This window comes from Cronobacter sakazakii (genome assembly GCF_000982825.1).
Classification (GTDB): Bacteria; Pseudomonadota; Gammaproteobacteria; order Enterobacterales; family Enterobacteriaceae; genus Cronobacter; species Cronobacter sakazakii.
The window spans coordinates 2,378,662-2,397,711 of record NZ_CP011047.1 but is presented as its reverse complement, the minus strand read 5'-3'; the positions used below and the strand labels follow the sequence as shown (position 1 = coordinate 2,397,711).

Annotated in this window: 28 protein-coding genes, 1 tRNA gene and 1 pseudogene; 3 read left to right on the top strand and 27 right to left on the bottom strand. The window is 50.6% G+C overall.

The window, feature by feature from the left end:
* Positions 1 to 7: 7 nt before the first annotated feature.
* From CSK29544_RS11530 to CSK29544_RS11515, 4 genes are all read right to left on the bottom strand, one after another.
* A complete protein-coding gene (locus tag CSK29544_RS11530; protein WP_029039591.1) occupies positions 8 to 370 on the bottom strand; it encodes a hypothetical protein in 363 nt (120 codons plus the stop codon).
* Positions 371 to 499: 129 nt separating this feature from the next.
* The gene (locus CSK29544_RS11525) at positions 500 to 856 is read right to left on the bottom strand and encodes a putative periplasmic lipoprotein (protein WP_029039592.1); all 357 of its coding nucleotides are present in this window, start codon (positions 854 to 856) and stop codon (positions 500 to 502) included.
* Positions 857 to 975: 119 nt separating this feature from the next.
* Positions 976 to 1,821, bottom strand: coding sequence for a phage antirepressor N-terminal domain-containing protein (locus CSK29544_RS11520; protein ID WP_046623027.1), 846 nt, complete (start codon positions 1,819 to 1,821; stop codon positions 976 to 978).
* Positions 1,822 to 1,896: 75 nt separating this feature from the next.
* Complete coding sequence (locus CSK29544_RS11515; RefSeq protein WP_029039665.1) at positions 1,897 to 2,052, bottom strand: Arc family DNA-binding protein; 156 nt, start codon at positions 2,050 to 2,052, stop codon at positions 1,897 to 1,899.
* Between the two features lie 89 nt (positions 2,053 to 2,141).
* Between CSK29544_RS11515 and CSK29544_RS11510 the strand changes: the two genes are divergently transcribed.
* Together CSK29544_RS11510 and CSK29544_RS22855 are read left to right on the top strand one after the other, a co-directional pair.
* Positions 2,142 to 2,375, top strand: a complete 234-nt coding sequence (locus CSK29544_RS11510) for an Arc family DNA-binding protein (protein WP_029039664.1) — start codon at positions 2,142 to 2,144, stop codon at positions 2,373 to 2,375.
* A 2-nt stretch (positions 2,376 to 2,377) separates the two neighbouring features.
* Complete coding sequence (locus CSK29544_RS22855; protein WP_071844246.1) at positions 2,378 to 2,791, top strand: hypothetical protein; 414 nt, start codon at positions 2,378 to 2,380, stop codon at positions 2,789 to 2,791.
* Between the two features lie 21 nt (positions 2,792 to 2,812).
* Here the strand turns inward: CSK29544_RS22855 and CSK29544_RS11500 are convergent, their stop codons facing one another.
* The 17 genes from CSK29544_RS11500 to CSK29544_RS11425 form a co-directional block, all read right to left on the bottom strand.
* Positions 2,813 to 3,487 (bottom strand): DUF6246 family protein, encoded by a 675-nt coding sequence (locus tag CSK29544_RS11500; protein WP_029039662.1) that lies wholly within the window; start codon positions 3,485 to 3,487, stop codon positions 2,813 to 2,815.
* Between the two features lie 51 nt (positions 3,488 to 3,538).
* Complete coding sequence (locus CSK29544_RS11495; RefSeq protein ID WP_029039661.1) at positions 3,539 to 4,282, bottom strand: Ig-like domain-containing protein; 744 nt, start codon at positions 4,280 to 4,282, stop codon at positions 3,539 to 3,541.
* Positions 4,283 to 4,348: 66 nt separating this feature from the next.
* Positions 4,349 to 4,891 (bottom strand): HNH endonuclease signature motif containing protein, encoded by a 543-nt coding sequence (locus CSK29544_RS22850; RefSeq protein ID WP_029039660.1) that lies wholly within the window; start codon positions 4,889 to 4,891, stop codon positions 4,349 to 4,351.
* Between the two features lie 101 nt (positions 4,892 to 4,992).
* Positions 4,993 to 5,376 (bottom strand): phage tail termination protein, encoded by a 384-nt coding sequence (locus tag CSK29544_RS11485; protein ID WP_029039659.1) that lies wholly within the window; start codon positions 5,374 to 5,376, stop codon positions 4,993 to 4,995.
* Positions 5,373 to 5,744, bottom strand: coding sequence for a hypothetical protein (locus CSK29544_RS11480; protein ID WP_029039658.1), 372 nt, complete (start codon positions 5,742 to 5,744; stop codon positions 5,373 to 5,375). The genes CSK29544_RS11485 and CSK29544_RS11480 overlap by 4 nt, the downstream gene beginning before the upstream one ends.
* Positions 5,745 to 5,746: 2 nt before the next feature.
* The gene (locus tag CSK29544_RS11475; protein WP_029039657.1) at positions 5,747 to 6,097 is read right to left on the bottom strand and encodes a hypothetical protein; all 351 of its coding nucleotides are present in this window, start codon (positions 6,095 to 6,097) and stop codon (positions 5,747 to 5,749) included.
* Between the two features lie 172 nt (positions 6,098 to 6,269).
* Entirely contained in the window at positions 6,270 to 6,671 is a 402-nt protein-coding gene (locus tag CSK29544_RS11470) for a DUF7370 family protein (protein WP_029039656.1), read from the bottom strand.
* 59 nt (positions 6,672 to 6,730) lie between these two features.
* Positions 6,731 to 7,027: a hypothetical protein gene (locus tag CSK29544_RS11465; RefSeq protein ID WP_029039655.1), complete on the bottom strand. Its 297-nt coding sequence runs from the start codon at positions 7,025 to 7,027 to the stop codon at positions 6,731 to 6,733.
* A 10-nt stretch (positions 7,028 to 7,037) separates the two neighbouring features.
* Positions 7,038 to 8,135, bottom strand: coding sequence for a major capsid protein (locus tag CSK29544_RS11460; RefSeq protein WP_029039654.1), 1,098 nt, complete (start codon positions 8,133 to 8,135; stop codon positions 7,038 to 7,040).
* A 14-nt stretch (positions 8,136 to 8,149) separates the two neighbouring features.
* Entirely contained in the window at positions 8,150 to 8,602 is a 453-nt protein-coding gene (locus tag CSK29544_RS11455; protein ID WP_029039653.1) for a gp53 minor capsid family protein, read from the bottom strand.
* Entirely contained in the window at positions 8,602 to 9,876 is a 1,275-nt protein-coding gene (locus CSK29544_RS11450) for a hypothetical protein (RefSeq protein WP_029039652.1), read from the bottom strand. The genes CSK29544_RS11455 and CSK29544_RS11450 overlap by 1 nt, the downstream gene beginning before the upstream one ends.
* Positions 9,877 to 9,892: 16 nt before the next feature.
* The gene (locus CSK29544_RS25160; protein WP_372584596.1) at positions 9,893 to 11,665 is read right to left on the bottom strand and encodes a phage minor head protein; all 1,773 of its coding nucleotides are present in this window, start codon (positions 11,663 to 11,665) and stop codon (positions 9,893 to 9,895) included.
* Positions 11,610 to 12,950, bottom strand: coding sequence for an anti-CBASS protein Acb1 family protein (locus tag CSK29544_RS11440; RefSeq protein WP_029039651.1), 1,341 nt, complete (start codon positions 12,948 to 12,950; stop codon positions 11,610 to 11,612). Before CSK29544_RS11440 ends, CSK29544_RS25160 begins: the two co-directional genes overlap by 56 nt.
* Before the next feature lie 10 nt (positions 12,951 to 12,960).
* Positions 12,961 to 13,143, bottom strand: coding sequence for a hypothetical protein (locus tag CSK29544_RS11435; RefSeq protein WP_029039650.1), 183 nt, complete (start codon positions 13,141 to 13,143; stop codon positions 12,961 to 12,963).
* 61 nt (positions 13,144 to 13,204) lie between these two features.
* Positions 13,205 to 13,330: transfer RNA gene (locus CSK29544_RS24240), tRNA-OTHER, on the bottom strand.
* 8 nt (positions 13,331 to 13,338) lie between these two features.
* Positions 13,339 to 14,823, bottom strand: coding sequence for a phage terminase large subunit family protein (locus tag CSK29544_RS11430; protein WP_029039649.1), 1,485 nt, complete (start codon positions 14,821 to 14,823; stop codon positions 13,339 to 13,341).
* Positions 14,810 to 15,367, bottom strand: a complete 558-nt coding sequence (locus CSK29544_RS11425; RefSeq protein ID WP_029039648.1) for a terminase small subunit — start codon at positions 15,365 to 15,367, stop codon at positions 14,810 to 14,812. Before CSK29544_RS11425 ends, CSK29544_RS11430 begins: the two co-directional genes overlap by 14 nt.
* A 20-nt stretch (positions 15,368 to 15,387) precedes the next feature.
* On the opposite strand from CSK29544_RS11425, the gene CSK29544_RS11420 reads away from it, so the two are divergent.
* Positions 15,388 to 15,822, top strand: a complete 435-nt coding sequence (locus CSK29544_RS11420; RefSeq protein ID WP_029039647.1) for a hypothetical protein — start codon at positions 15,388 to 15,390, stop codon at positions 15,820 to 15,822.
* 70 nt (positions 15,823 to 15,892) lie between these two features.
* Here CSK29544_RS11420 and CSK29544_RS11415 read toward each other — a convergent pair whose 3' ends face one another.
* The 6 genes and pseudogenes from CSK29544_RS11415 to CSK29544_RS11400 form a co-directional block, all read right to left on the bottom strand.
* Positions 15,893 to 16,594 (bottom strand): phage antirepressor KilAC domain-containing protein, encoded by a 702-nt coding sequence (locus CSK29544_RS11415; RefSeq protein WP_029039646.1) that lies wholly within the window; start codon positions 16,592 to 16,594, stop codon positions 15,893 to 15,895.
* Positions 16,595 to 16,894: 300 nt separating this feature from the next.
* Positions 16,895 to 16,999 (bottom strand): annotated as a pseudogene (locus CSK29544_RS22835) (lysis system i-spanin subunit Rz); the annotation flags it as partial.
* 3 nt (positions 17,000 to 17,002) lie between these two features.
* Entirely contained in the window at positions 17,003 to 17,500 is a 498-nt protein-coding gene (locus tag CSK29544_RS22830; RefSeq protein ID WP_076723568.1) for an HNH endonuclease signature motif containing protein, read from the bottom strand.
* Positions 17,469 to 17,960, bottom strand: coding sequence for a lysis protein (locus CSK29544_RS11410; protein ID WP_042391774.1), 492 nt, complete (start codon positions 17,958 to 17,960; stop codon positions 17,469 to 17,471). The genes CSK29544_RS22830 and CSK29544_RS11410 overlap by 32 nt, the downstream gene beginning before the upstream one ends.
* Positions 17,950 to 18,444 carry a lysozyme gene (locus tag CSK29544_RS11405; protein WP_029039645.1) on the bottom strand — a complete coding sequence of 165 codons (495 nt, stop codon included), beginning with the start codon at positions 18,442 to 18,444 and terminating at the stop codon, positions 17,950 to 17,952. The genes CSK29544_RS11410 and CSK29544_RS11405 overlap by 11 nt, the downstream gene beginning before the upstream one ends.
* Positions 18,445 to 18,452: 8 nt before the next feature.
* Positions 18,453 to 18,734: an SHOCT domain-containing protein gene (locus tag CSK29544_RS11400; protein ID WP_241720356.1), complete on the bottom strand. Its 282-nt coding sequence runs from the start codon at positions 18,732 to 18,734 to the stop codon at positions 18,453 to 18,455.
* Positions 18,735 to 19,050: the final 316 nt, after the last annotated feature.

Sequence of the window (19,050 nt, the reverse complement as noted above, 5' to 3'; positions counted from 1 at the left end):
GTTCTTTTTAATTGCATCTAATTTTTAAATCTCTTCGGGCCATATCTCCCTGAGAGTCCAAATCGTATAGTGTCGGGGTTTCAATATGTATGCGGCTGGCCTTCTCGACAATTGGGGCAATAAAAACTAGCTCCGCTGATTTGTTTGCGTTCTGTACGGACGCTTTTCCGCATACATTACCCATTCTTGCGTAAGCCGAATCTTCTTGGTTTGGGTAAAATTTGACTTCAGATAAAGAATTAACTTTAACATCTTTTGGAAAGAAGGTTTCTTTTGCCTCTTTTTCCACAAATTTTACTATTTCCGCATCGCTGGCAGCATATGCTGCCTGAGACACCAGGAAAGTTGCCAGAACCAAAAACAGTCTCATAGGGAAATCCTCTCTATTAAAGAGATTGAATCCTATCAAAATGCGATCACATATCAACCAGCGGGAGGGAAACTTGCGGAGGATTGCATAGCGACTGATACAAAAAAGCCACCCGAAGGTGGCTATTTTTTAGCTCGCGTTCTCGCAACCTGGCTGGCGACGGTCAATGACCTCAGTCCCTTCAACAATAAAGCCAAACTTACCGAACAGGAAAGAGTGGTTGAACTGAGTCACAACGACATCAGAAAGCGCAACTGAGCAACGATTCTTCTCAATCGCTCTGTCGATAGCAGTCTTCACATTTGGAATGCCGAGAGGGAAAAATACTACTGGAGCTGAGTCTTCTCCCTGAACGCGAGCACCTTTAACGAAATTGTTTGAATTGAGGTTGTAGTTTTTTGTGCTTGCCACGGTCAAATCGGCCACGCGTGAGCTACATCCTGCCAACAACATTACTACTGCGGCTAAAGCCAATGCCTTTTTCATTTTTTATGTTTCCATTGATTGCAATCAGAAACATCTTAACACCATAAGACCGCATGACTTACCCGCCATTTTTGGTAGCAAAAAACCCGCCGGGGCGGGCTTGATTAATCATTGCAGCACTAATGCTTAATAAGAGGATATTTAAGCCGTGACGGGCTTTCATCGCCAGTCATGATGAGCGCTCTGCCAGAGAACTCCATCAACACATCCACCAACTGCATAACATCCCTGCGCATGTCTCGAATGTACTGGTCCTGTATGCAATTGTGCCCGCTGATATTCATCAACTGGGGCGAGCCATTTTGGAAGTAGACCAGCCAGCGACCTTCGTGAGGAAGGCTAACTTTGAAACCTTCTTCAACTCCAGTTTCTTTGCCCAAGAACTCGCCATCAAGAACAATACGATGAATGTACTCTACCGCCAGGGGAATTTGGTCAATCTCCAGCTCATCAATGCTGTCGATGTTAAACCGCTGATGAACCATATTGTATGCATCGTCATAACGCAGTCCTTTCTTGCCAACCAGCATGTTCACAGCGTCACGCAGTGGGGTGCGCTCTTCGGCGGTTGTTTTCTTGCGAGGATTCTTAGCTTCCCCTTTTGTCCAGTAGTCGTGCAAGACTGTAAAGCATTCTTCCTGGTATTGAATTAGCTTGTCACGAATGTCCGCACGCACTTTCTCAGGGTTGATACTGAACAGCCAGCCGTTGAGTTTCTTAAGGGGAAGGCACAAAACATTGCGCAACTTGCTGTCTGTCGCAACCATGTTCATATGAACACAGTTGAATTTACCTTTATCGGCAGTCAGTTTACGAACCTGAGTTGACCAGCTCATCCCAAGGTTTTCCACGATAGGCTTCATAGCCACATACGCAACACCTGCCGACATGGCGGTAACGATCTGCTGACCGTTAAACGGAACGTAAGAGGTGTTAACTGCTTCAAGAATCGCTATACTTGTCATGTTGGTTTTTCCTCAAGATTGACTAACATCCGAAGCCCTGACTATCGCAAGTAGTTGGGGCTTCAACATTTCGGGTTAAAGTAATCCATCACGTTTCAAGCTATCCATTAACCTCTTTGCAATTTCGCTATTTACCGACCTTCCCTCATCTTTAGCTGATTTCTCGATAATCTCTTTAATCTCTGCGGGAATCCGCAGGTTGTACTTAGGCGCATCTGACGGAACTATCATACTACCTCCATATCAATTTGATATAACCGTTATACCATTGTGAGGACTGTGATGCAAGGGTAGTATTACGGTTACACCACGGAGGCATCATGTCTAGAGAAGAGCCGCAGATAAACATCCGCGTTTCCAATGAGTTAAAAGAGAAGATAAGGTTGCGTGCAAAGAACAACAGGAGGTCTATGAATGCCGAAATTGTTCAAATTCTGCTTGATGCTGTTTCCGAAAATGTAAGTAGCAAGGAGGAATTCGCCACACGTGAAGCTGAAAAGTTTAAAGAGGCGCTTCTTGAAACATTAAATAAAATGCACAGCAAGGAAAAATAATTATGGATATTGGCTTACTTATTACATCTCTTAAAAGTGGCCTCGGAGCCCTTTCTGTGGTTCAAAGCAACGAGGTGTTGCGCGAGCGTATCGCTTTCATCGGCGAGCAGATTGACGTACTTCAGAAAGCCCATGCTGCCACCGAGCAAAAACTTGCCGAGGCGGAAGCCAAATGCGTAGAACTTGCGAAGCAGATAGAGGCTTACCGGGCAAAAGAGCAGTTTGTCGAGCATATGGGAGCGGCCTTTAGAAAAAACCCCTCTGGTGGATACGTCGACGCGGTTTATTGCCCCAACTGTCATAAACAAGTCGGTAGTGGATTTGATGATTTTCCGTACCATTGTGACTCCTGTGGCTGGACATCGAGATTCGAAGCTCGTGAAACAGAGCGTGTTATGAAATCGCTACCTGAGTAACAAAAAGCCCGCCTGAGTGGGCTACGCTGAATTAGCCAGGCGCTTTGCCTTCCTGGCAAGATAATCATCTGCTACTTGATCGTACTCTTCGCGAGTAAAGCCTTTCTGTTCAGGGTATTTGGTTGCCAGCAGCATCTGAAACTTGGTCATCGTCAGATTTCCAGCTTCCTGCTCAGTCATGCCGAAATGCGCCTGCGCGGCCACGATGTAATCAACAGCGCGGAACTCTGTGCTGGTCTCTCCGCTTTCATGCCGCTGGAGCTTTCGAACTTTCGCCTTGCCGATAACGCCATGGGTTATCAGCGACTGCGCAATCAGCAGCATGTCAGATTCAGGCAGCGCGCCTTTGCGAATCTTGAATGTGCGTCCGTTGCCTTTAGAGGGATGGAATACGCCGGTCAACGGGCCAGCGTCTTTGTCACAACAGGCATTCAGAACAACCACTGAAGCGAGAAACGCCTTGCGGCCGTAACTGGTGCTTTTGATGTGGCTTATCAGCCATTGCGGAACGTATCCGTAAGCCTCAACGGCTCGACTCACAAGGCTGGTTACTTCATCGTTGTGCAGGTCGTAAAACACCTGTACGATTTCATCTGGCTCACCAATGCGTGACATGTTCACAAATGAAGGCCGGAAGAAATAATCCTCACCATCAACGCTGATGAGGCACTCACCAATCTCTTTAAGCGGGGTCATGTTGTCTCCATAATCATTATCAAGGGCGACCGTAACCGCCCTTTGGAATGGTTACGAAGCGGTGACGGTCACTGCTGTTTGCGCCGTTTTAGCACCGTTATTGGTGGTAAATGTTGCCGTGCCGGTACCAGCCGCTACACCAGTAATCAGGCCGCTGCTGTTGATAGTGAACTTAGTCGGATCGGAAGATGTCCATACGCCGGTTTTGTCTGTCGCATCAGTCGGGGAAACAGTCGCGGTCAGTTGCCGGGTTGATCCCACCACTACAGATGTGGTCTGTGGCGATACGGTGACGCCGGTAACAGGTACTTCATCAGGCGTTTCCTGAACATCAATCGTATCCGAATCGGAAACCTTGAACTCGGTAGATAGCGTTACAATGTCATTACTGCCACCATCCGAGCTGAGCGCAGTAATAACCATGTAACCCTGGAATTGCACCGGACCATAATCCATGAACACCCAGATGGTAGGCTGGCGGCCAGCCTTCACTTCATCGTTGTAGTATTTGATAAACTTACCAACTCCGAATTGATCCAGCTTGTCGCGCTTGCGAACCTCACCTTCAAAGCTGATGGTGAAATCCGAGTTGGTTACGATGTTTTCAACGTAGCCCTTCGTATCATCAGCATCGCTGGTTACAGTGTTTGGGCTAAAGTCAAATCCCTTTGATGTTCCAGCCATGAGCGCTTTTCGCTCGCTTTCCGGAGGAACGGCATCAGGGCAGCCCAAAGCCACCTCTAACACAACGGCACGACCGAAAAGCTTGCTGTTATCAGTAGAGCAGCCTTGCATAGATAGTTACCTCTTTTGTAATAAAAAAGGCCGCCATTTGGCGACCTTAGTTGGTGATTTTGGCCTTTATCGACCGTGATTTTCATGATATCCGTACTTTTTTTCTGCTTCTTTTCTGGCTGAAATAGCTTCTTCAAGTGAATTAAAATCACCCAAATGCTTTCTGCCTGCTGGCGTATTTATTCTTGCTCTATATTTCCCAGTGTCAGGCCTTATGGTAACCCCCATACATCCGCTTTTATTAGTTATGCGGGTTTTCTGATTGTGGGTATTTCCTCGATGGGTAACCTCTCTAAGGTTGGATATACGATTATCAAATCCATCACCATTGATATGGTCGATTGACCCAACTGGATAGCTTCCATAGTACAAGGCCCAGCACAATCTGTGCGCATAGTGCTTGGCACCCATGATTTGGACCGCGAGGTGATCTCGCAATACAGATCCAGCTCTTCGATTCGAAAACCTTCTGTTGAATCCACCATCGTTACCATCAGGGAAATGGGACAGAGGCCTAGATTTCCATGTCAACACACCAGACTCTGGACAGTAAGACAAGCACTCTCGTAAATAATCGAGAGGTAAAATCTTCTCTTCCGAAATACTCATGCACAACCTCGTCAAAGTTGCTCGTCGTTTGGTGGGTGTGGCAACCCGGCGACGAAACCGGGCCTTCGGTGATCAGCCTAGCCACTGGTTAATTATACAGTTCACTCACCATATTTAATAGCGAATTGCAGCCGATAGATGAGGCGACCTTCAGCTGTTAGGACTGGAGCGGGGATACCGCCGAAATTTTCGATATAGCCAATACAGTTGCTTGGCAGAGGGTCTGATTGCACGTGCTGGATAATTTGCTGCACCGAAGTGTCTAAATATCCATTCCCTCCTTTTGCGCCGATAACATCTACTAACACGTAATATTCGGCCCCTAGTTCATTGCGTATGGAAGAGCCGCCGTTAGGGCGGAATACCATAAAACGCTCTGACATGTTTCCGGTGTCATTCCATATAAGGAGTTGGGTTGTAAAACCAGCGGTAAGCCCGGCACCTACAAAATAATCACGCAGCCGGGTATGCATCGGAGGGTTCATAGCGACAACTCCTGTTTCATAACCCGGTCGATTTGCTCTCGGGTATCCTCAAACCCTTTTGTAAGGAACTCCTTCCTTGCAGTTGCACGGCGGAATTTCTGTGGGATGTTGGGATCGTGAACATAGACCGCATAGTTGGCTGAATACCCAACGCGCCCAGTCAGGCGAGTGCCGTTTACATCCAGTTCCTGATATTGACTATTGATGAGCGTGGAGGTGTCACCGATAGGCGTATATACGGATGCCTGTGATGAACCAATAATGAGCGCGCTCTTTATCGCTCTTATTGCTTTTCTTCCCTGAACATCAGCAATGAGTTTTTCAAGATTGGCCTTAGCCTGGCTTATGCCTCTGATTTTTCCAGCCATGCTCAGCCTCCGGTAATTATCGCGTAGTCATCCATAAGGCGGTCGAACGTGTCTTCATCCCTTATAGATTGGAGTATTTCATCAGCCCCAGCCTGAACAGGGTCTGCTTCGGTAGACACGCCAATCAGGATGTAATCCCCCATATCCGCATCGGCGAATTCCGTCCAGAAGGTGTTTTTGATTACTCGCTCTGAACCAATATCGCCGAGCCGCTTGCTCAACCCACCTTCATAGCCGCAATCGATGACCACCGGAGCTGCGAAACCCAACGGATCACCATAGTCATTCTGGCCTTCCAGTCGCTTCCAAAACGTCGCTTTGCCGGTGTATGACCAGCGGGCCAACTCTGACATTCTTATTCCCTCCAGCGCAGCACCTTCGCACCACTCTCCCGGATGCGCGGGCAGTTAATAAACCACTCCCCATCCGATTTAACGTATCCGGTGGTCTGCCGACCTGTTTCAGTAAGTACCCATACGCGCTCGAATGACCGCGGGAGTCGATTTTTAACGGATATCCACGTCATTAGCGTTCACCGTTACACATGCATCCACCTTTCCCTATCCAGATGCCTGCAAAAGCCTTATTACTGGGGTCTGGGGGAATCAGCGAGGTTGCACAGCCATACTTATCAAGCCCTCGCAGTAAGGACAGAGATCCTGACCACCGATCCGCAAACGACTGATATCGAAACGACCTTGAGGCACCTGACGGGGCTGTCTGAGAGCTGATATAGCGATCGCCCTGCCCCAGCCCCATCAGTCCTAACAAATACATTTGAATTAGCAGCGCTGTCGCAGCTGGGTAATGAGCATCAAGACATTCCTGAATGCTGTTCACCTGCTCAATCAGCGCGTCAAGAATAAAGTCGGGCAGCGTGATGCCGACCGACGATAGGTATTCCTTCGCCTGTGCTGTGGTTATCATGCTGACCTCAGATATAGCCCTCCGCAGAGGGCATAAAAAAACCGCCATCGCGGCGGCTGTTACTCAGCAGGGAAAAGCTTATCCAGCTCGCCCTCTGGCAGAAGGCCTGCGAGCTTGTCGACGCCCATATTGCCTTTGTACTCAATGCCCAGATCATCAAGGCGCTTGGTGATAGCCTGCTTGCGGGCCTGCTTATCGGTAGATGCATCAGGGGTCGCCGGAGTCAGCTCTGCTGACGCCTTACCGGAAAGCTTACGGACATGAGATTTCAACGAAGGGTGCAGGTTTTCCAGTTCAACCACTTCGCCTAAAGAGACACCATGCCAAGGACGGGTTACTTCGTATTTATCAGCCATGATTTATCCTTTATGCCAGATTAGCGCCGTAAACCACACCAGACAGGCCTTCGCCGTCCTTCTTAATCTGCAAGCCTTCTGCAGACATGATCTGGAAGTTGTAATTGCTCTGCGGCATCAGACGCGGCAGCGGAACTACGCCTACAGCCATGCCTACCAGCGGTGAAATTACGTCCTGGCGACGCTGATATCCGAAGAACTCATTGCCGCTTAGCGCGAAGGTCGGGCGGATCTCCTTGGCAGGAATGAAGCGAGAGATCGCATCAGCCACAGTGCCGCTTACCAGAGCGTTGCTGCCCGAGTTTACGTTGATGAGGTAAGGCTTGGACATGTTTGCCCAAATCTCAGAACTCACCCACAGAACATCATAGGCAGCAACTTTGTTACGGCGAGCAGTCAGGCCAAAAGCACCAGTCGGGCCGAAGAATGCCAGCATGTCAGCCGGTGAGGCCGTAGTCAGGTCGATATTCGCGCCGCCAGCGCCGCTGCCGAGGTTAATCTTCGCAGTGTTTCGGTGGTTACGGATGCCCTGACCTTTGTAGCCATCGACAGAAATGCTGTCATCGCCATTCAGGTAGTACCCGACGCGCTTTTTGTGGAACTTGCGCATCTTGGCAGCCTGCGAGTCCAGCGCCAGGTCAATACCAACAGTGCTCAGGCCTGCAGCGTGACGCCAGTTAACGCCATAACCTGCAGTGAACACCGGAATAGGGTCGCCATCGCCGCCGTATTCGGTGTGGTCGAAGGAATATGGTGCCTGACCATCGATGCTGATTGATACGTCATCAGCAATATCACCGGAAACGGTGTAGAGCTTCGCGGTTTTGCCGATAGGCAGTACGGTCTGGACAGCCAGAAGGTCGTTGATAATTTCCATGCCATCTTCCTGATCGCGCATTTGGATGATCTGGCGATCAATCTCAGCCCAGAATTCGCGGGTAAAACCGCCAACAGCGTTAGCCGCCAGCATTTCTGCGGTCATGCTTGGTCGGTAGGCATTAACCATCATGTCATGCTGTTGATTGAAGATGTTGCGGTTAGCCCACAGCTCGTTCCAGTGTCCGCGCAGTCGGCTGTTAGCAGCCAGTGTTTCAGCGGTAAAATACATTCTTATTCTCCTGATTAAGCGCCAGCTGCTGCGGCAACGGTGCCTACGCGAGCGCGTACGCGGATTAAATCGGTAGTACTGGCGGCGATGGTTACGTCATCCTGGCTGTAGCCAATCACTGAGTCAGTGTCGGCGCTCGCTTTGGTGAACTGACCATTAGTGCCAAGCTTGATCGGGTCATCTTTTGCGTAGGTGCCAGCAGCACACCGTAGCGCCAGTTCGCGACCCTCCTCCAGATAGTTGCCGACGGCAGAATCACCGGCAGGGATTGGCTCATTAACGGTCAGGCCCTGGTGATAACCGGTTTCAACGATGTAGAGACGACCAGTCAGAGCAGTTGCTTGTGCAAACTCGTTGTCGCCATTAATGACTACTGCAGTTCCCGGCAGGGTATCAGCAGCGACCACTCGGGTTTCGGTCTTGTACAGCGACTGACCGTCAATATTGATTCGACGATAACGTGCCATTACGCAGCACCTCCAAAGTAGGTTTTGTAATCAGGCGCGCCGGTTTCTGCCTGGTTCTGTGCAGAGTTAGTACCCAGCGGAGCGGCTTCACCCAAGGATTTAAACATTGCATCTAGCGCTTCGCCTGACAGCGCGTTAGCTACGACTTCGCCATGCTTAGCAGCCACAGCGGCGCGCTTGGTCTGTTCTTCAGCGCGAGAGTTGGCGGTCAGGGTTTCTGTCAGCTTTTCCTGGTTGGCCTGTAGCGCTTCAACCTTCTCGGAAAGCGGCTTAATTGCCTTCTCCGTATTGGTAGCCACAGCCTCACCAATCATGCTGCCGATTTGTTCCAGTTCTTCTTTGGTTAAAGGCATGTCGCCCTCCGTTTTGTGGTTTGTTGCAGGAGCGTCCTGCGGTGTGAAAAGAGATTTGAATTTGTTGGCTACAATTGCGACCCATGACTCCTGGCGCGCCACTTTGGTGCCTGTTTCGTCAAAGGTGATCTGCCCGCCATCACTGGTATACCCGTACACCTGTGCATCACCGCCGTTACGGATGACAATCGCCTGTGAATCGGTAAAGTCAGCAATCCATGCGTAATCGTCAGGCCCGGTCGCAAATTTGTCGCGGGCAGCTTTCTCAAGGCGGCGTTCACGTTCGCGGTAGGACTCGCCTACCAGTGCGCCAGAGTTGGTTTTGATGGACTTTGCCTGGTCAGCGTTAACCATCAGACCAACGCCCTGCTCTGGCTGTGCCGCACCGACTTCATGAAGGAGGATGGCGTCATGGTCCATTGCGTTGATTTTGGCAACCCATTCAATGCCCTGAGCCTTCTGTTGCTCGCTTGCCTCAAGCTGGTCGAGAAATACTGCAACGCTGGTATGAATGGGTGGTACATCATCGCCGCGCTCAATCGCTGCAACGCGCTCCAGAAGTTCACGCCCACCCTCACTCTGATTGGCAACCTGAACATCAACCCATTTCTCCGCATAAACCCGATTGCCGGATTTCTTCACGTTGCGGTTCCATGCGCCGATGTGGCCTACGTTGATTCCCTCAGGAGAGAAAGCTGATACAAACTGACCATTGACCGTTGGGTGACCCAATGGTGCCAGAGTGCCTTCCAGCCCCTGATAGTGCGCGTCGATTTCTGATGCGGGGTAAAGACCACCGTTCATTACTACGTTCGCCGGCAGCGTATAGCTGGGGAGAACCAGATGTTCGCGCCCGTTATACGTTTCACGGCGAATAGACTGACTGTTCACCTTTGTGGTGACGTTAACCTGCATTGTCATGGGTGATTACTCTTGTCTATGCCGCGTGTTTGCAGCAGTGATGTGATTTATTTGTGGCCATGCGCTTGCCCCATGTCTGAGCAAACTCTTTTTTGGCAATATCGATAACGCTGGAGTTGAGCGGAACGCCCTTCTCATCAACCAGAACGGTGACCTGAGTGCATTTACAGTTGCTTGCGATTATTCCATTGGCTATCATAAGGCCTGACACTTCTTCGAGATCGTAAACATGACCTTCAAAGAAATACCTCTCGACACTGACAACATCGTCAATCTCTATAAGTCCGGCCTCTCTGAGCAGGCTATCTCCAGAAAGATTGGTGCTTCCCGCAGCGCTGTTAAGCGACGGCTCGAAGCTGCTGGAATTGTTCGCAGAGGAAAAAGTACTGCTGCAATAAACCGATTCTCGCTTGCCACGCCTGAAGAAAGGCGACTTGTTACCGCTGCAGCCCTCGGCGTCAGGAGGGGCCAAATCGATAGCGATGAGGTCAGAGAAAGGCGATCCCTGAATCAACGCGCTGACAGAGTTGGTATGTTTGAGAGCGAAATAATCGAGCATCTTGCTCGTATGGGTGTCGCATGCAATGGTCAGTTGCCGGTCGGACCTTACAATGTGGACCTCTCCATTGCAGGAACTACCGTCGCCGTGGAAATCTACAGCACTCACCCATCTAAGGATCGAATGACCAGACTCCACCAGAGAGCTAAAGACATCCTGAACTGCGGATACTCTATGCTGGTCGTTCAGGTCACCTATCCCAACAGAATTTTCGACATTGCTGCTGTATGCGAAAAGATTGTCTCTTTCCGTGACTTCGTTAGCAGCAATCAATCCTCTGTCGGTCATTACGGGGTGATTAGGGGTAACGGTAAGGTTGCGACCACTACGAGTCACAAGCTTGACGACCATCCCCTTGTAGTAAGTTTTTGAGCCAGCCACAAACCTGCCTTGCACTTCTGTGTCAGGCAGGTAGCAGTTAATCGCGTTGCCATTGATGCTGTACCACTCCCTGACCTCATCCGAGGTATAGAGGTGTCCGTGCCTGAGAGCGTGTGTACGTCGCGTTGTGGGGCTTAAGGCGGACATATGAAGCAACATGACGTTAAGGCCTAAATCATCTTTTGCCTGGTCATGTTCGTCCCATCGCGCACGCCGGAGTGCGGTAGTGATTTCCGTGCGTGCAATGCGGTTGGCTCTGCTGCGCTCGATATCTGTTTGAGCGGTTATATTTCTGGCAACTTCGCGAGGGTTAAGCCCGCGCCCAATACCGTCCGTCAGTACGCGGGAAAGGTCAGCCTTTATCTGATTGCTAAGGCCTTTCATCTCTTCAAACTCGCGCGCCCTGACCAGTATCAGACGGGACTGATAGGCGTCACTTAACAGGATCTTCTCAATGCTTTCCCTGTCGGCGGCGTATGCCGGGGATTGCTGCGAAAGGTTGCTAAACTCCTGCGCCGTTCCTCGCTGATAAGCCGTAGAAACGTAGTCCTGCCAGAACCACAAATTCAACTCCCCGCCCTGCAACAAAATGTCATCGACGAGCGATTCACCGTTTTGAAGCAGCATGGAAAGAAGTGTCTGGTCAAGGCGGAAGGTGTAGCGCTGGTTTACTGCTGGCTCTGAAGGTATGCGGTTAAGTAACTCTATGTACCCCTTTCCGATTTTCCGTAGCCGTCTGCTGAACTCGCGCATTGCGCCGCGCTCCAGCCTGTCTACACCAGTCGGGTCCTGCTTATTGGCTGGTAATATCGCTGGTTTCGCTGGCTTGTTCGCTTTCTTCATCGTCATCCTCGGTCAGCGGTTCGCCAAGCGGCTCGTATCCTGCAGCAACGCGGATTTCGTTAGCGGTAAATACCTGCTCGCCGGTTGCCAGCGTCTTCTGGTTGATGTCGCTCATCTTGCTGGCGCTATCCAGCTTGTCTGAAGATGACTGTTCGTTAAGGTCATCCCAGACAATGCTGAACTTGGCTACCGGCTTCAGGATTTGCAGATCTATCAGCTTGTCCACCATATCCTCGATATCGAATGACAGGTCACCACGTCGCGACTGACAGCGAGCGTTGAAGTAAATCTGGTCTTCCGTGCTGGCGCGCTCGCCTGACTGGTTGCCAACGAGAATGCGAGAGGGAATATCAACCGATGCCGCAAAGGTCTTCAGGTTTACATCGTAAGTAGGTGAAGGGTCGGCAACCGAAGTTACCAGAGGCGTAACAGACGCGCCTTGAGTGGTCAGAAGCACATCATTGCCGCTGTTAACTTCAACGGCAGCCTCATTGAACTTCTCCTGCAGATCTGTGACGCTAACGCCATAAAGTGACGCGAGGTTGCTGAAGTTAATCTCTTTATCGAAATTGACGTTCAGTTGGCGCGCGGCGTTCTTCAGAAAAGATTCACCGCTGCCTCCTTCTACCTTTTCGAGGCTTACAGCTGCGTTGTAGCCAGGCTCCAGAAATCCGATCTCGTCATCGGACATATCACCGATAATCAGGATTCGGTCAGGGTGGATGTCACGTTGAACTCTACCCCCGTCAGGCTGCACTTCTGTGTAATGCCATTTCGTGACATTGCCGTTGTAATCACGACTGGCGACCTTCAGTGCACTAGCCCAAGCTGGCGTAATCTTCTGTAGCGAACGGCCTTTGACTACCGGCTCATCCCAGCGCTTATTGTCTTTGACGTGCAGAAGGATGCCAGCCCAGCGACCAACCAGTCGGCGCGTATCGGCTTTGGCGAATGAGCGCCAGAACCGATGGGTGAACACCTGTTCTTTGCTCGACTTCTCCCACGTCGATTCCTGGCGTGATTCATCATCCGGATCACCCTCAATAACTTCAGGGTTCGTTTTCCAGCAGTTGGATACCAGCTTATTTACCGCACCGTTAGCGATGCCTCCACGGCGATAAAGCTTATAGAGGTCATGGAAGTCTAAATCTTCCTTGAAGCCATATTCGCACCACGCCGTGCTACGTTTTGCATCCAGACCCATAGACGGGTTAGCCATCATCATGCGGGCGCGCGCAAGCCTGGCATCGTTCAACGCATGGTTGACGGCCAGTGTTAATTTGTCAGTCATGGTTTATCCGTCATTGAATGGCTTTGTGAAATGATCTGGCGATATCTTTCACCTGCCTGACATTTCCGCGCCCCTGAGATTTAATGACTTTGCGATCTCCGACTTGTTTCACAATCACCTCAACGCAGCCAGATTTAACCTGCGTGCAGGAGATATCGCCGATTTTTTTCGATTCGAAATAAACGCCGCTCATATGGTCCTCGTCTGTATGGTTGAGATAATAAAAAAGGCCGCCGTAGCGACCTGTTGAATATGTGAGGCGGCTGGACTCGAACCAGCACTCAGGTTCAGCATTAGCACCATGCCTGCCCTGCCGGATAATCCGGTTGATGCATTACTCTACCCATCTAACCCGCAAGCGGGAATTGAGTTACGCCTCATTTTCAGTTTACCGCCCTTGCAGGCGCTTAGGAATCATCATCCCTATAGGCTCCGAACCGCTTAATTCGGTCATCGCCCATACCAGCGCATCGAGGCGGTCAGGTGATTTTTTTGAGGTGGTTGGCACGTACTCCATCTGCTGGTTTTCCAGTTGATAGAGATTGCCGCGATGGGCTACGCGACCCTGTGCATACAGAGCGGATATTGGCTCGGCTCGCGCGAACTTACCCTTGCTCGCATGGACGCGGATAATGCGGTCTTTGAACCCGGCATTGCGGAGTGTGTCCTCTGCCATGTCACCGCCCTGGTTGGTTTCAATCACAATCGCGTCGGCGTCATGCTGCTTGTAAGCGTCCATTGCACGCGTTGCCCAACCGTTAGGGGAATATTTGCCGCTGTAGTCGCCGTCGGCTGAATACTGTCGCTTATCTCCTGCACCGTATGAGCTGGCTGCTACAATCCCCGTTTCATCGCTCTCTTCGCTGTTTGTTGCTTGCGGGTCGATAGCGATAACCGTTCTGGATAGCTGTTCGGTGATGTTCAGGGCGCGTGCTGCTGCAATCATCTGCTCTGTCCACAGCGCGCCCTCTGCGTTGAACCTGCGAGGGTTCTGCATGTACTGCGCTTCGGCTGTTCGGCGATGAGAGAAAAGCGCTGTGCGATGGCTCTCGTTGTGTTTGAACGGCCAGAGCCAACCATCAGGCAGGCCGTGCTCAATTGGTATGGCGTGACTATTTTCAGGGTACTGCTCCTGATAAGACCGGCTGTTGTCGATGATTACCGGCAGATTCAGGTGGTGCCACATCTCACCACTACCACCTCGCAGCAGATAGCCGCTCAGGTCGTGATAGTGGATGCGCTGCATGATGACTATCATCGGCGTGGTTTCGATAGCCAGGCGTGATTTAATCGTCTCGTTGAAGCGGCTGTTTACGCCGTCACGAACCGTTTCGGAATAGGCGTCATCAGGTTTAACCGGATCATCGATAATCAGAGCGCCCTGCCAGCCAGGTTCCATATGCCCGGCACGGAAGCCGGTTACCTGTCCTGCTGACGATGAGGCATAAACACCGCCGCCATACTCCGTCCACCACATCGCCTTACTGTCAGCATCGTCGCGCAGCTCCATCGGCCACATCGCTTGGTAGGCTTGCGACTTAATCATGCTGCGGGCAGTGGATGAGTTCAGAAGTGCGAGGTTGTGCGAGTAGGACAGGTGCATGAATCTGGCGCGTTTATTCAGTGCCAGGCCACGACCCATCATGTTGATGGTTGCCAGTTCTGTTTTCGTGTAGCCAGGCGGAACGTTGATGATCAGCCGGTTAATCTCGCCGTCTATCACTCTGTCCAGCGTTTGCTGTATCACCTTGTGATGCGGCGCCACTATCATCTTGCCGCCGGTACGTTGCTTGAAGAAGTAGCGGGCAAAGTAAAGCCCGTCCTCTTCGCACTCTATCCGGCGCGCATAGTTCTTTTGCTCAGCAGTCGTCATCCTCCAACATCTCCCGCCGGGCAGCTTTGTATTCATCTTTCGTTAGCGCGGCCACTTCAATCGGGCCGCCGTTCTTGCCCGTATGTTCGTGAGCAGCCTGCTCTTTGAATGCCATAACACTAATGTGTTTGCCGAGAAGCTCAAGATTCTTAACCTTGTCAGGCCACTTAATTTTCTTCAGCAAGGCGGAACTATCGGCGGCGGCCATCTCTATGACGTCAATTCCAGAAAGTGTTGTGCGCCATACCTTCGGCCAGTCCTTAATCGGCTTAATTTCCCCGTTAGCCAGGATGATGTCAGCGACGTCCATCTGGTCGATATCAAACAAGCGTTTCAGCACATAATCAGCATCAACCTCGACCCGATCATTGCGCTCTGCTTTAAGTTCGGAGATTCTGGACTGGATGTTAAGTTTCGCTAAGTTTTGCGAGCCTTGTTCATTGGCGGTCTTTTCGCTGTACCCCGCCCGAATAGCCGCTTGCGTAGCGTTCAAATCGATGAGGTACTCGCGACAGAACATTTCTTGCTTGTCGGTGAGTGCCATTTTAGTCCTTAAGGATAAATATGAATATCGTAACTCTTGCAGACATCTCTACACCGCTGAAAAATTACGGCCATCATCTTGATAATGTCACAACCGCATTTCATGAGAGCCTTTTCAGCTACTTGGAAGTACGTGATTTCTTCCATATCGCAATAACCGGCAAAATTGAACAGGGCCGCTTTTGCGCGACTATGCCTAAACTTCAATTTTCCTTTGCAAGTAGGAATAAATTCATTATTGATGATAAAAATTTAATATCGGTAGTTGAATTTTTCACGCTGGTTAACAAAGAGGAGATTTCTATCCTTAAGTGCTACCTGCGTTTTGATGGCGCCCTTACGTTTGAATCGCCAACATCAGATGTGGTTTTCAATACTGCCGACAGCAATCTTCAGAGTGAGGTTTTCACCAGAATATTGAGTTCGGCATATGAAAAGGGGTTGATCTCTGCTTAATCCATCATCAGGCGCACTCGCAAATGCGCCTTGTGATGAAAGCCGTTGTGAAAGAGGCTCTCACCTCTTCTTAGGCTGCCTGGTCATTAAGATTGTGACCTGCCAGCAATGCGGCTACCCATTGAATGCCACGCGGAGTGAACTTGGCCTGGGTGAATGCATGGCCGTTATTCTGGTTCTCTCCGGTTTTCATGGTGAAGCGGCCGGCATCGAGATGCTGAGCATAGGGTGTCAATTTCCCCGCCAGGCGATACATGATTCCCTGCTCTATCAGGAACAGTCGGAAGTCCGTTTCTTTCACCTTCAGCAGTTTCGCTGCCTCACGGAATCCCATAGCTCCGGTTGCCTCGACATAGTGATCAACGAATTCGACTTTAGGTGCGGCAATAGCGAGCTTGCTTTCCAGTTGGGCATTCTGCTCTGCGAGGTCTGCTGCGAGGCGTAGCGCTTCCGGCAGGCTCTGCGGTATTCTCACGGGCTGGCTAAGTTGGGCTTCAAGTTCCTGCCAGCGATCAACCAGGCGAGCGGTAAATTCAGGAGAAAGCTGAGCAACGACAATAATACTGTCGCGCTTACCCTGCTCACCTTCAAACACATAAAAACTCACTGGGCGGCCTGCCGTGGGCTTTTCCTCAATTTGAGGAGAAGCAATCGTGCCCCGTTCAATAAGGCTTTCTATCGTGCGCTTAACGTTATCGTGCCGTTTTTCTACCAGCTCAGCGATTTCAATGCTGGTCATTACTAACGGATGGTCATTTGCTGGATATTGCATAGGTTGGTGCTCCTATAGAGAAACAAGCCTGTCGCACAGATTAAGCCGTCCCCTAAGACGCACCATTTACGGATAATCTCAGGCTTGCTTTTCTGTAGGCTTAGGGATTGGTGTTTGCGCGTGCGAAGCGCATAAAAAAAGCCCCGCATTAGCGAGGCCGATATTGCTTTGTTGCTGATGGTGAATCTTCTTGGGGGTTGTCATGGTCGCAGGCTTCGCGATTCCTCACAGAATGGCTAACCCACTTACGGCTTACCCGTCAGCCAGATTGCGATCACCATCCTTACGGGGTTACACAATTTATTTGAGGCATTGTTGCCGGATGTAGTCCTGCAGATAGCTAACCTGTTTGGTCACTGTTTCGATTCGCTCTCTGAGGGTGAAATAATCCCGTTGAGCGGAGTCTTTTCACTGGTAACAGCGAGCAGGAGCAGATGGGTGAAGTTTTCTTTTTGCGGCCTTGTATGCCTGAGAGGCTTCACTCTGACTCTTAAATGACCCAAGCTCGATTCGCTTACCTGAAACAGTGATTCTTGCGCTATACATGTCACGCCGGGCGTCATATTTAACGCCCATGCAAATTCGATTATGTTGGTTTTCTGAAAGAGTCACAGGCCTCAAGTTTTCAGGAGAGTTATTTGCTTGATTGCCATCTATATGGTCAATACAAAAAGGCCAGTCTCCGTTTAACAGAAACCAAACTACCCGATGCGTGGAGAGCTTCTGTCTTTTTACGCCAACTCGGTAGTAACCATCAGGGTTTTTAACTCCCGCCTCTTTCCCGAGCATATGACCGTTAAATTTTGGTGCTTTCTTCCATTTCAGGCCTGATGATACACGGGCGTCTACTTCCAAGTGTTCCCTAATATACGCTTCAATTTCTTGTGTTACTTTGGCTCTTTTCATCAAAGACCACCGTGCGAATATATTCCTGAAGACCAAGTATTTGCTTTTCAGCCGTGACTAATTGCTCTCGGAGATGGAAATAATTTTGTCGAGCGTCTGGAGTGAGTTCGGCGGTGGAAGCATCATCCACGCCGGGGGAGCCGGTCGCTCCGTTCTTTCCGCACGTTGCTGCAAGGCGCAGCCGCTTATTACCAGCGGCAACATCGCGCTCAAGCTGATTGATAGTGCTCTGAGCATTTGCAAGCTCCTGTGTGTATTTTGCGTCGAGCGCGGCCACATCGCGCTGGCGAGTCTGCATGTCGCTGATGGTGTCTTTAGCCAGATTTAATTCACGATTAACTTTGGTTAAAGATGCCTGCGATTCTTTGAGCGCTGACCGGTAATGACTGGCGATGACAATAGCGATTGCCAGCAGCAGGCTCATTATGGCGAAGAGGATGATCTTCCAGTTAAAGGTCATTTTCGCTTTCCGCCAGGCACATGGAGCGCTCTATCTCCCTTCGAGTTTGCAATCCTTTCCACTGCTTGCCGCCCGCCCATGTCCATTTTCGCAGCTCGTCGCAGGCTCCTTTTCTGTCGCCATTGTTGAGCTTTTTAAGCAACGTCGATGAGCGGAAGGCGCTTACCCCTACGTTGTAGGTGAATGAGTAGAGCGCGGCACGCTGGTATGCAGAAATGGGAACCTTAACTGAGGCATCCACGGCTTTGATAACCGGTTGCATGTGCTTGTTAAGGAGGTCATCGCATTCCTGCTTTGTGTAGACCTTGCCCATCTTCACATCAGGGCCGGTAATTCCTGCACACACAGTAGGAATGCCGACAGGGTCGAGGTAAGGCTTGTACTTAACGCCTTCCTGGTACTGTATCAGGACGCCAGCGATAAATGACGCCCCTCCCGCCGCAGCTGCAACCAGTGCAGTACGTAGTTTCGCTGGTATCTGCATGGTCTCACCTATGGCGATAGTTCCTGGTCGATGTCTTTGACGATTTTGGCACCATCGGAAATGTTCGTTACATCACCACGGGCATATGCAGCTTTGAGGATTTCGGTTCGCTTGCGGTCTTCCTCAATCGCCGCTTTGTTCTTTCGGTCGTTTGAACGATATGTCAGCCAGGTGAATGTCGCCGTTATGACAAATCCCAGGGCAAACAGAACATCCTGAAGAGTCAACATGGCGAAGAATCCCGTCAGACCTGACCAGAAATACGACCAGAATCCGTTGTTGGTATTCATGCGTAGCATTTCTCACACCTCCGATAATGGAAGTGCTGTGATGTAGTTAGGAAAGGCCAGCGAGGCATCGGATGTGAGGGTTCATCTGTGATTGATTTCCTGTGGCCTAATACGAAAAAGGCCCGCCGAAGCGAGCCTTGAATATTTGGAGTGATTTGTTTGTGGTGGCCGGTGCTGAACTCCGGCTTATCGGTCCCGGCGGCAAGCGGCTTTACCCGTCTGGTGAACTCGCCTCGTGTACCAATGGGGCATTTCTTTCCGCGCATCAGCCTGCGCATTCACCACAACGGAAAGGAAACTGCCCGGAATCGCACCG

Excerpts from the sequence above, each read along its gene's own strand:
- CSK29544_RS11420 (WP_029039647.1), top strand. The coding sequence starts at position 15,388 with ATGAATATCGTAACTCTTGCAGACATCTCTACACCGCTGAAAAATTAC.
- CSK29544_RS11450 (WP_029039652.1), bottom strand. The coding sequence starts at position 9,876 with ATGACAATGCAGGTTAACGTCACCACAAAGGTGAACAGTCAGTCTATT.
- CSK29544_RS11440 (WP_029039651.1), bottom strand. The coding sequence starts at position 12,950 with ATGACTGACAAATTAACACTGGCCGTCAACCATGCGTTGAACGATGCC.
- CSK29544_RS11510 (WP_029039664.1), top strand. The coding sequence starts at position 2,142 with ATGTCTAGAGAAGAGCCGCAGATAAACATCCGCGTTTCCAATGAGTTA.
- CSK29544_RS11520 (WP_046623027.1), bottom strand. The coding sequence starts at position 1,821 with ATGACAAGTATAGCGATTCTTGAAGCAGTTAACACCTCTTACGTTCCG.
- CSK29544_RS11530 (WP_029039591.1), bottom strand. The coding sequence starts at position 370 with ATGAGACTGTTTTTGGTTCTGGCAACTTTCCTGGTGTCTCAGGCAGCA.
- CSK29544_RS11470 (WP_029039656.1), bottom strand. The coding sequence starts at position 6,671 with ATGATAACCACAGCACAGGCGAAGGAATACCTATCGTCGGTCGGCATC.
- CSK29544_RS11495 (WP_029039661.1), bottom strand. The coding sequence starts at position 4,282 with ATGCAAGGCTGCTCTACTGATAACAGCAAGCTTTTCGGTCGTGCCGTT.
- CSK29544_RS11425 (WP_029039648.1), bottom strand. The coding sequence starts at position 15,367 with ATGGCACTCACCGACAAGCAAGAAATGTTCTGTCGCGAGTACCTCATC.
- CSK29544_RS22855 (WP_071844246.1), top strand. The coding sequence starts at position 2,378 with ATGGATATTGGCTTACTTATTACATCTCTTAAAAGTGGCCTCGGAGCC.
- CSK29544_RS11405 (WP_029039645.1), bottom strand. The coding sequence starts at position 18,444 with ATGCAGATACCAGCGAAACTACGTACTGCACTGGTTGCAGCTGCGGCG.
- CSK29544_RS11460 (WP_029039654.1), bottom strand. The coding sequence starts at position 8,135 with ATGTATTTTACCGCTGAAACACTGGCTGCTAACAGCCGACTGCGCGGA.
- CSK29544_RS11435 (WP_029039650.1), bottom strand. The coding sequence starts at position 13,143 with ATGAGCGGCGTTTATTTCGAATCGAAAAAAATCGGCGATATCTCCTGC.
- CSK29544_RS25160 (WP_372584596.1), bottom strand. The coding sequence starts at position 11,665 with ATGACGATGAAGAAAGCGAACAAGCCAGCGAAACCAGCGATATTACCA.
- CSK29544_RS11415 (WP_029039646.1), bottom strand. The coding sequence starts at position 16,594 with ATGCAATATCCAGCAAATGACCATCCGTTAGTAATGACCAGCATTGAA.
- CSK29544_RS11525 (WP_029039592.1), bottom strand. The coding sequence starts at position 856 with ATGAAAAAGGCATTGGCTTTAGCCGCAGTAGTAATGTTGTTGGCAGGA.
- CSK29544_RS11485 (WP_029039659.1), bottom strand. The coding sequence starts at position 5,376 with ATGAACCCTCCGATGCATACCCGGCTGCGTGATTATTTTGTAGGTGCC.
- CSK29544_RS11515 (WP_029039665.1), bottom strand. The coding sequence starts at position 2,052 with ATGATAGTTCCGTCAGATGCGCCTAAGTACAACCTGCGGATTCCCGCA.
- CSK29544_RS11465 (WP_029039655.1), bottom strand. The coding sequence starts at position 7,027 with ATGGCTGATAAATACGAAGTAACCCGTCCTTGGCATGGTGTCTCTTTA.
- CSK29544_RS22850 (WP_029039660.1), bottom strand. The coding sequence starts at position 4,891 with ATGAGTATTTCGGAAGAGAAGATTTTACCTCTCGATTATTTACGAGAG.
- CSK29544_RS11430 (WP_029039649.1), bottom strand. The coding sequence starts at position 14,823 with ATGACGACTGCTGAGCAAAAGAACTATGCGCGCCGGATAGAGTGCGAA.
- CSK29544_RS11455 (WP_029039653.1), bottom strand. The coding sequence starts at position 8,602 with ATGGCACGTTATCGTCGAATCAATATTGACGGTCAGTCGCTGTACAAG.
- CSK29544_RS11400 (WP_241720356.1), bottom strand. The coding sequence starts at position 18,734 with ATGAATACCAACAACGGATTCTGGTCGTATTTCTGGTCAGGTCTGACG.
- CSK29544_RS11475 (WP_029039657.1), bottom strand. The coding sequence starts at position 6,097 with ATGTCAGAGTTGGCCCGCTGGTCATACACCGGCAAAGCGACGTTTTGG.
- CSK29544_RS11410 (WP_042391774.1), bottom strand. The coding sequence starts at position 17,960 with ATGACCTTTAACTGGAAGATCATCCTCTTCGCCATAATGAGCCTGCTG.
- CSK29544_RS11500 (WP_029039662.1), bottom strand. The coding sequence starts at position 3,487 with ATGACCCCGCTTAAAGAGATTGGTGAGTGCCTCATCAGCGTTGATGGT.
- CSK29544_RS22830 (WP_076723568.1), bottom strand. The coding sequence starts at position 17,500 with ATGAAAAGAGCCAAAGTAACACAAGAAATTGAAGCGTATATTAGGGAA.
- CSK29544_RS11480 (WP_029039658.1), bottom strand. The coding sequence starts at position 5,744 with ATGGCTGGAAAAATCAGAGGCATAAGCCAGGCTAAGGCCAATCTTGAA.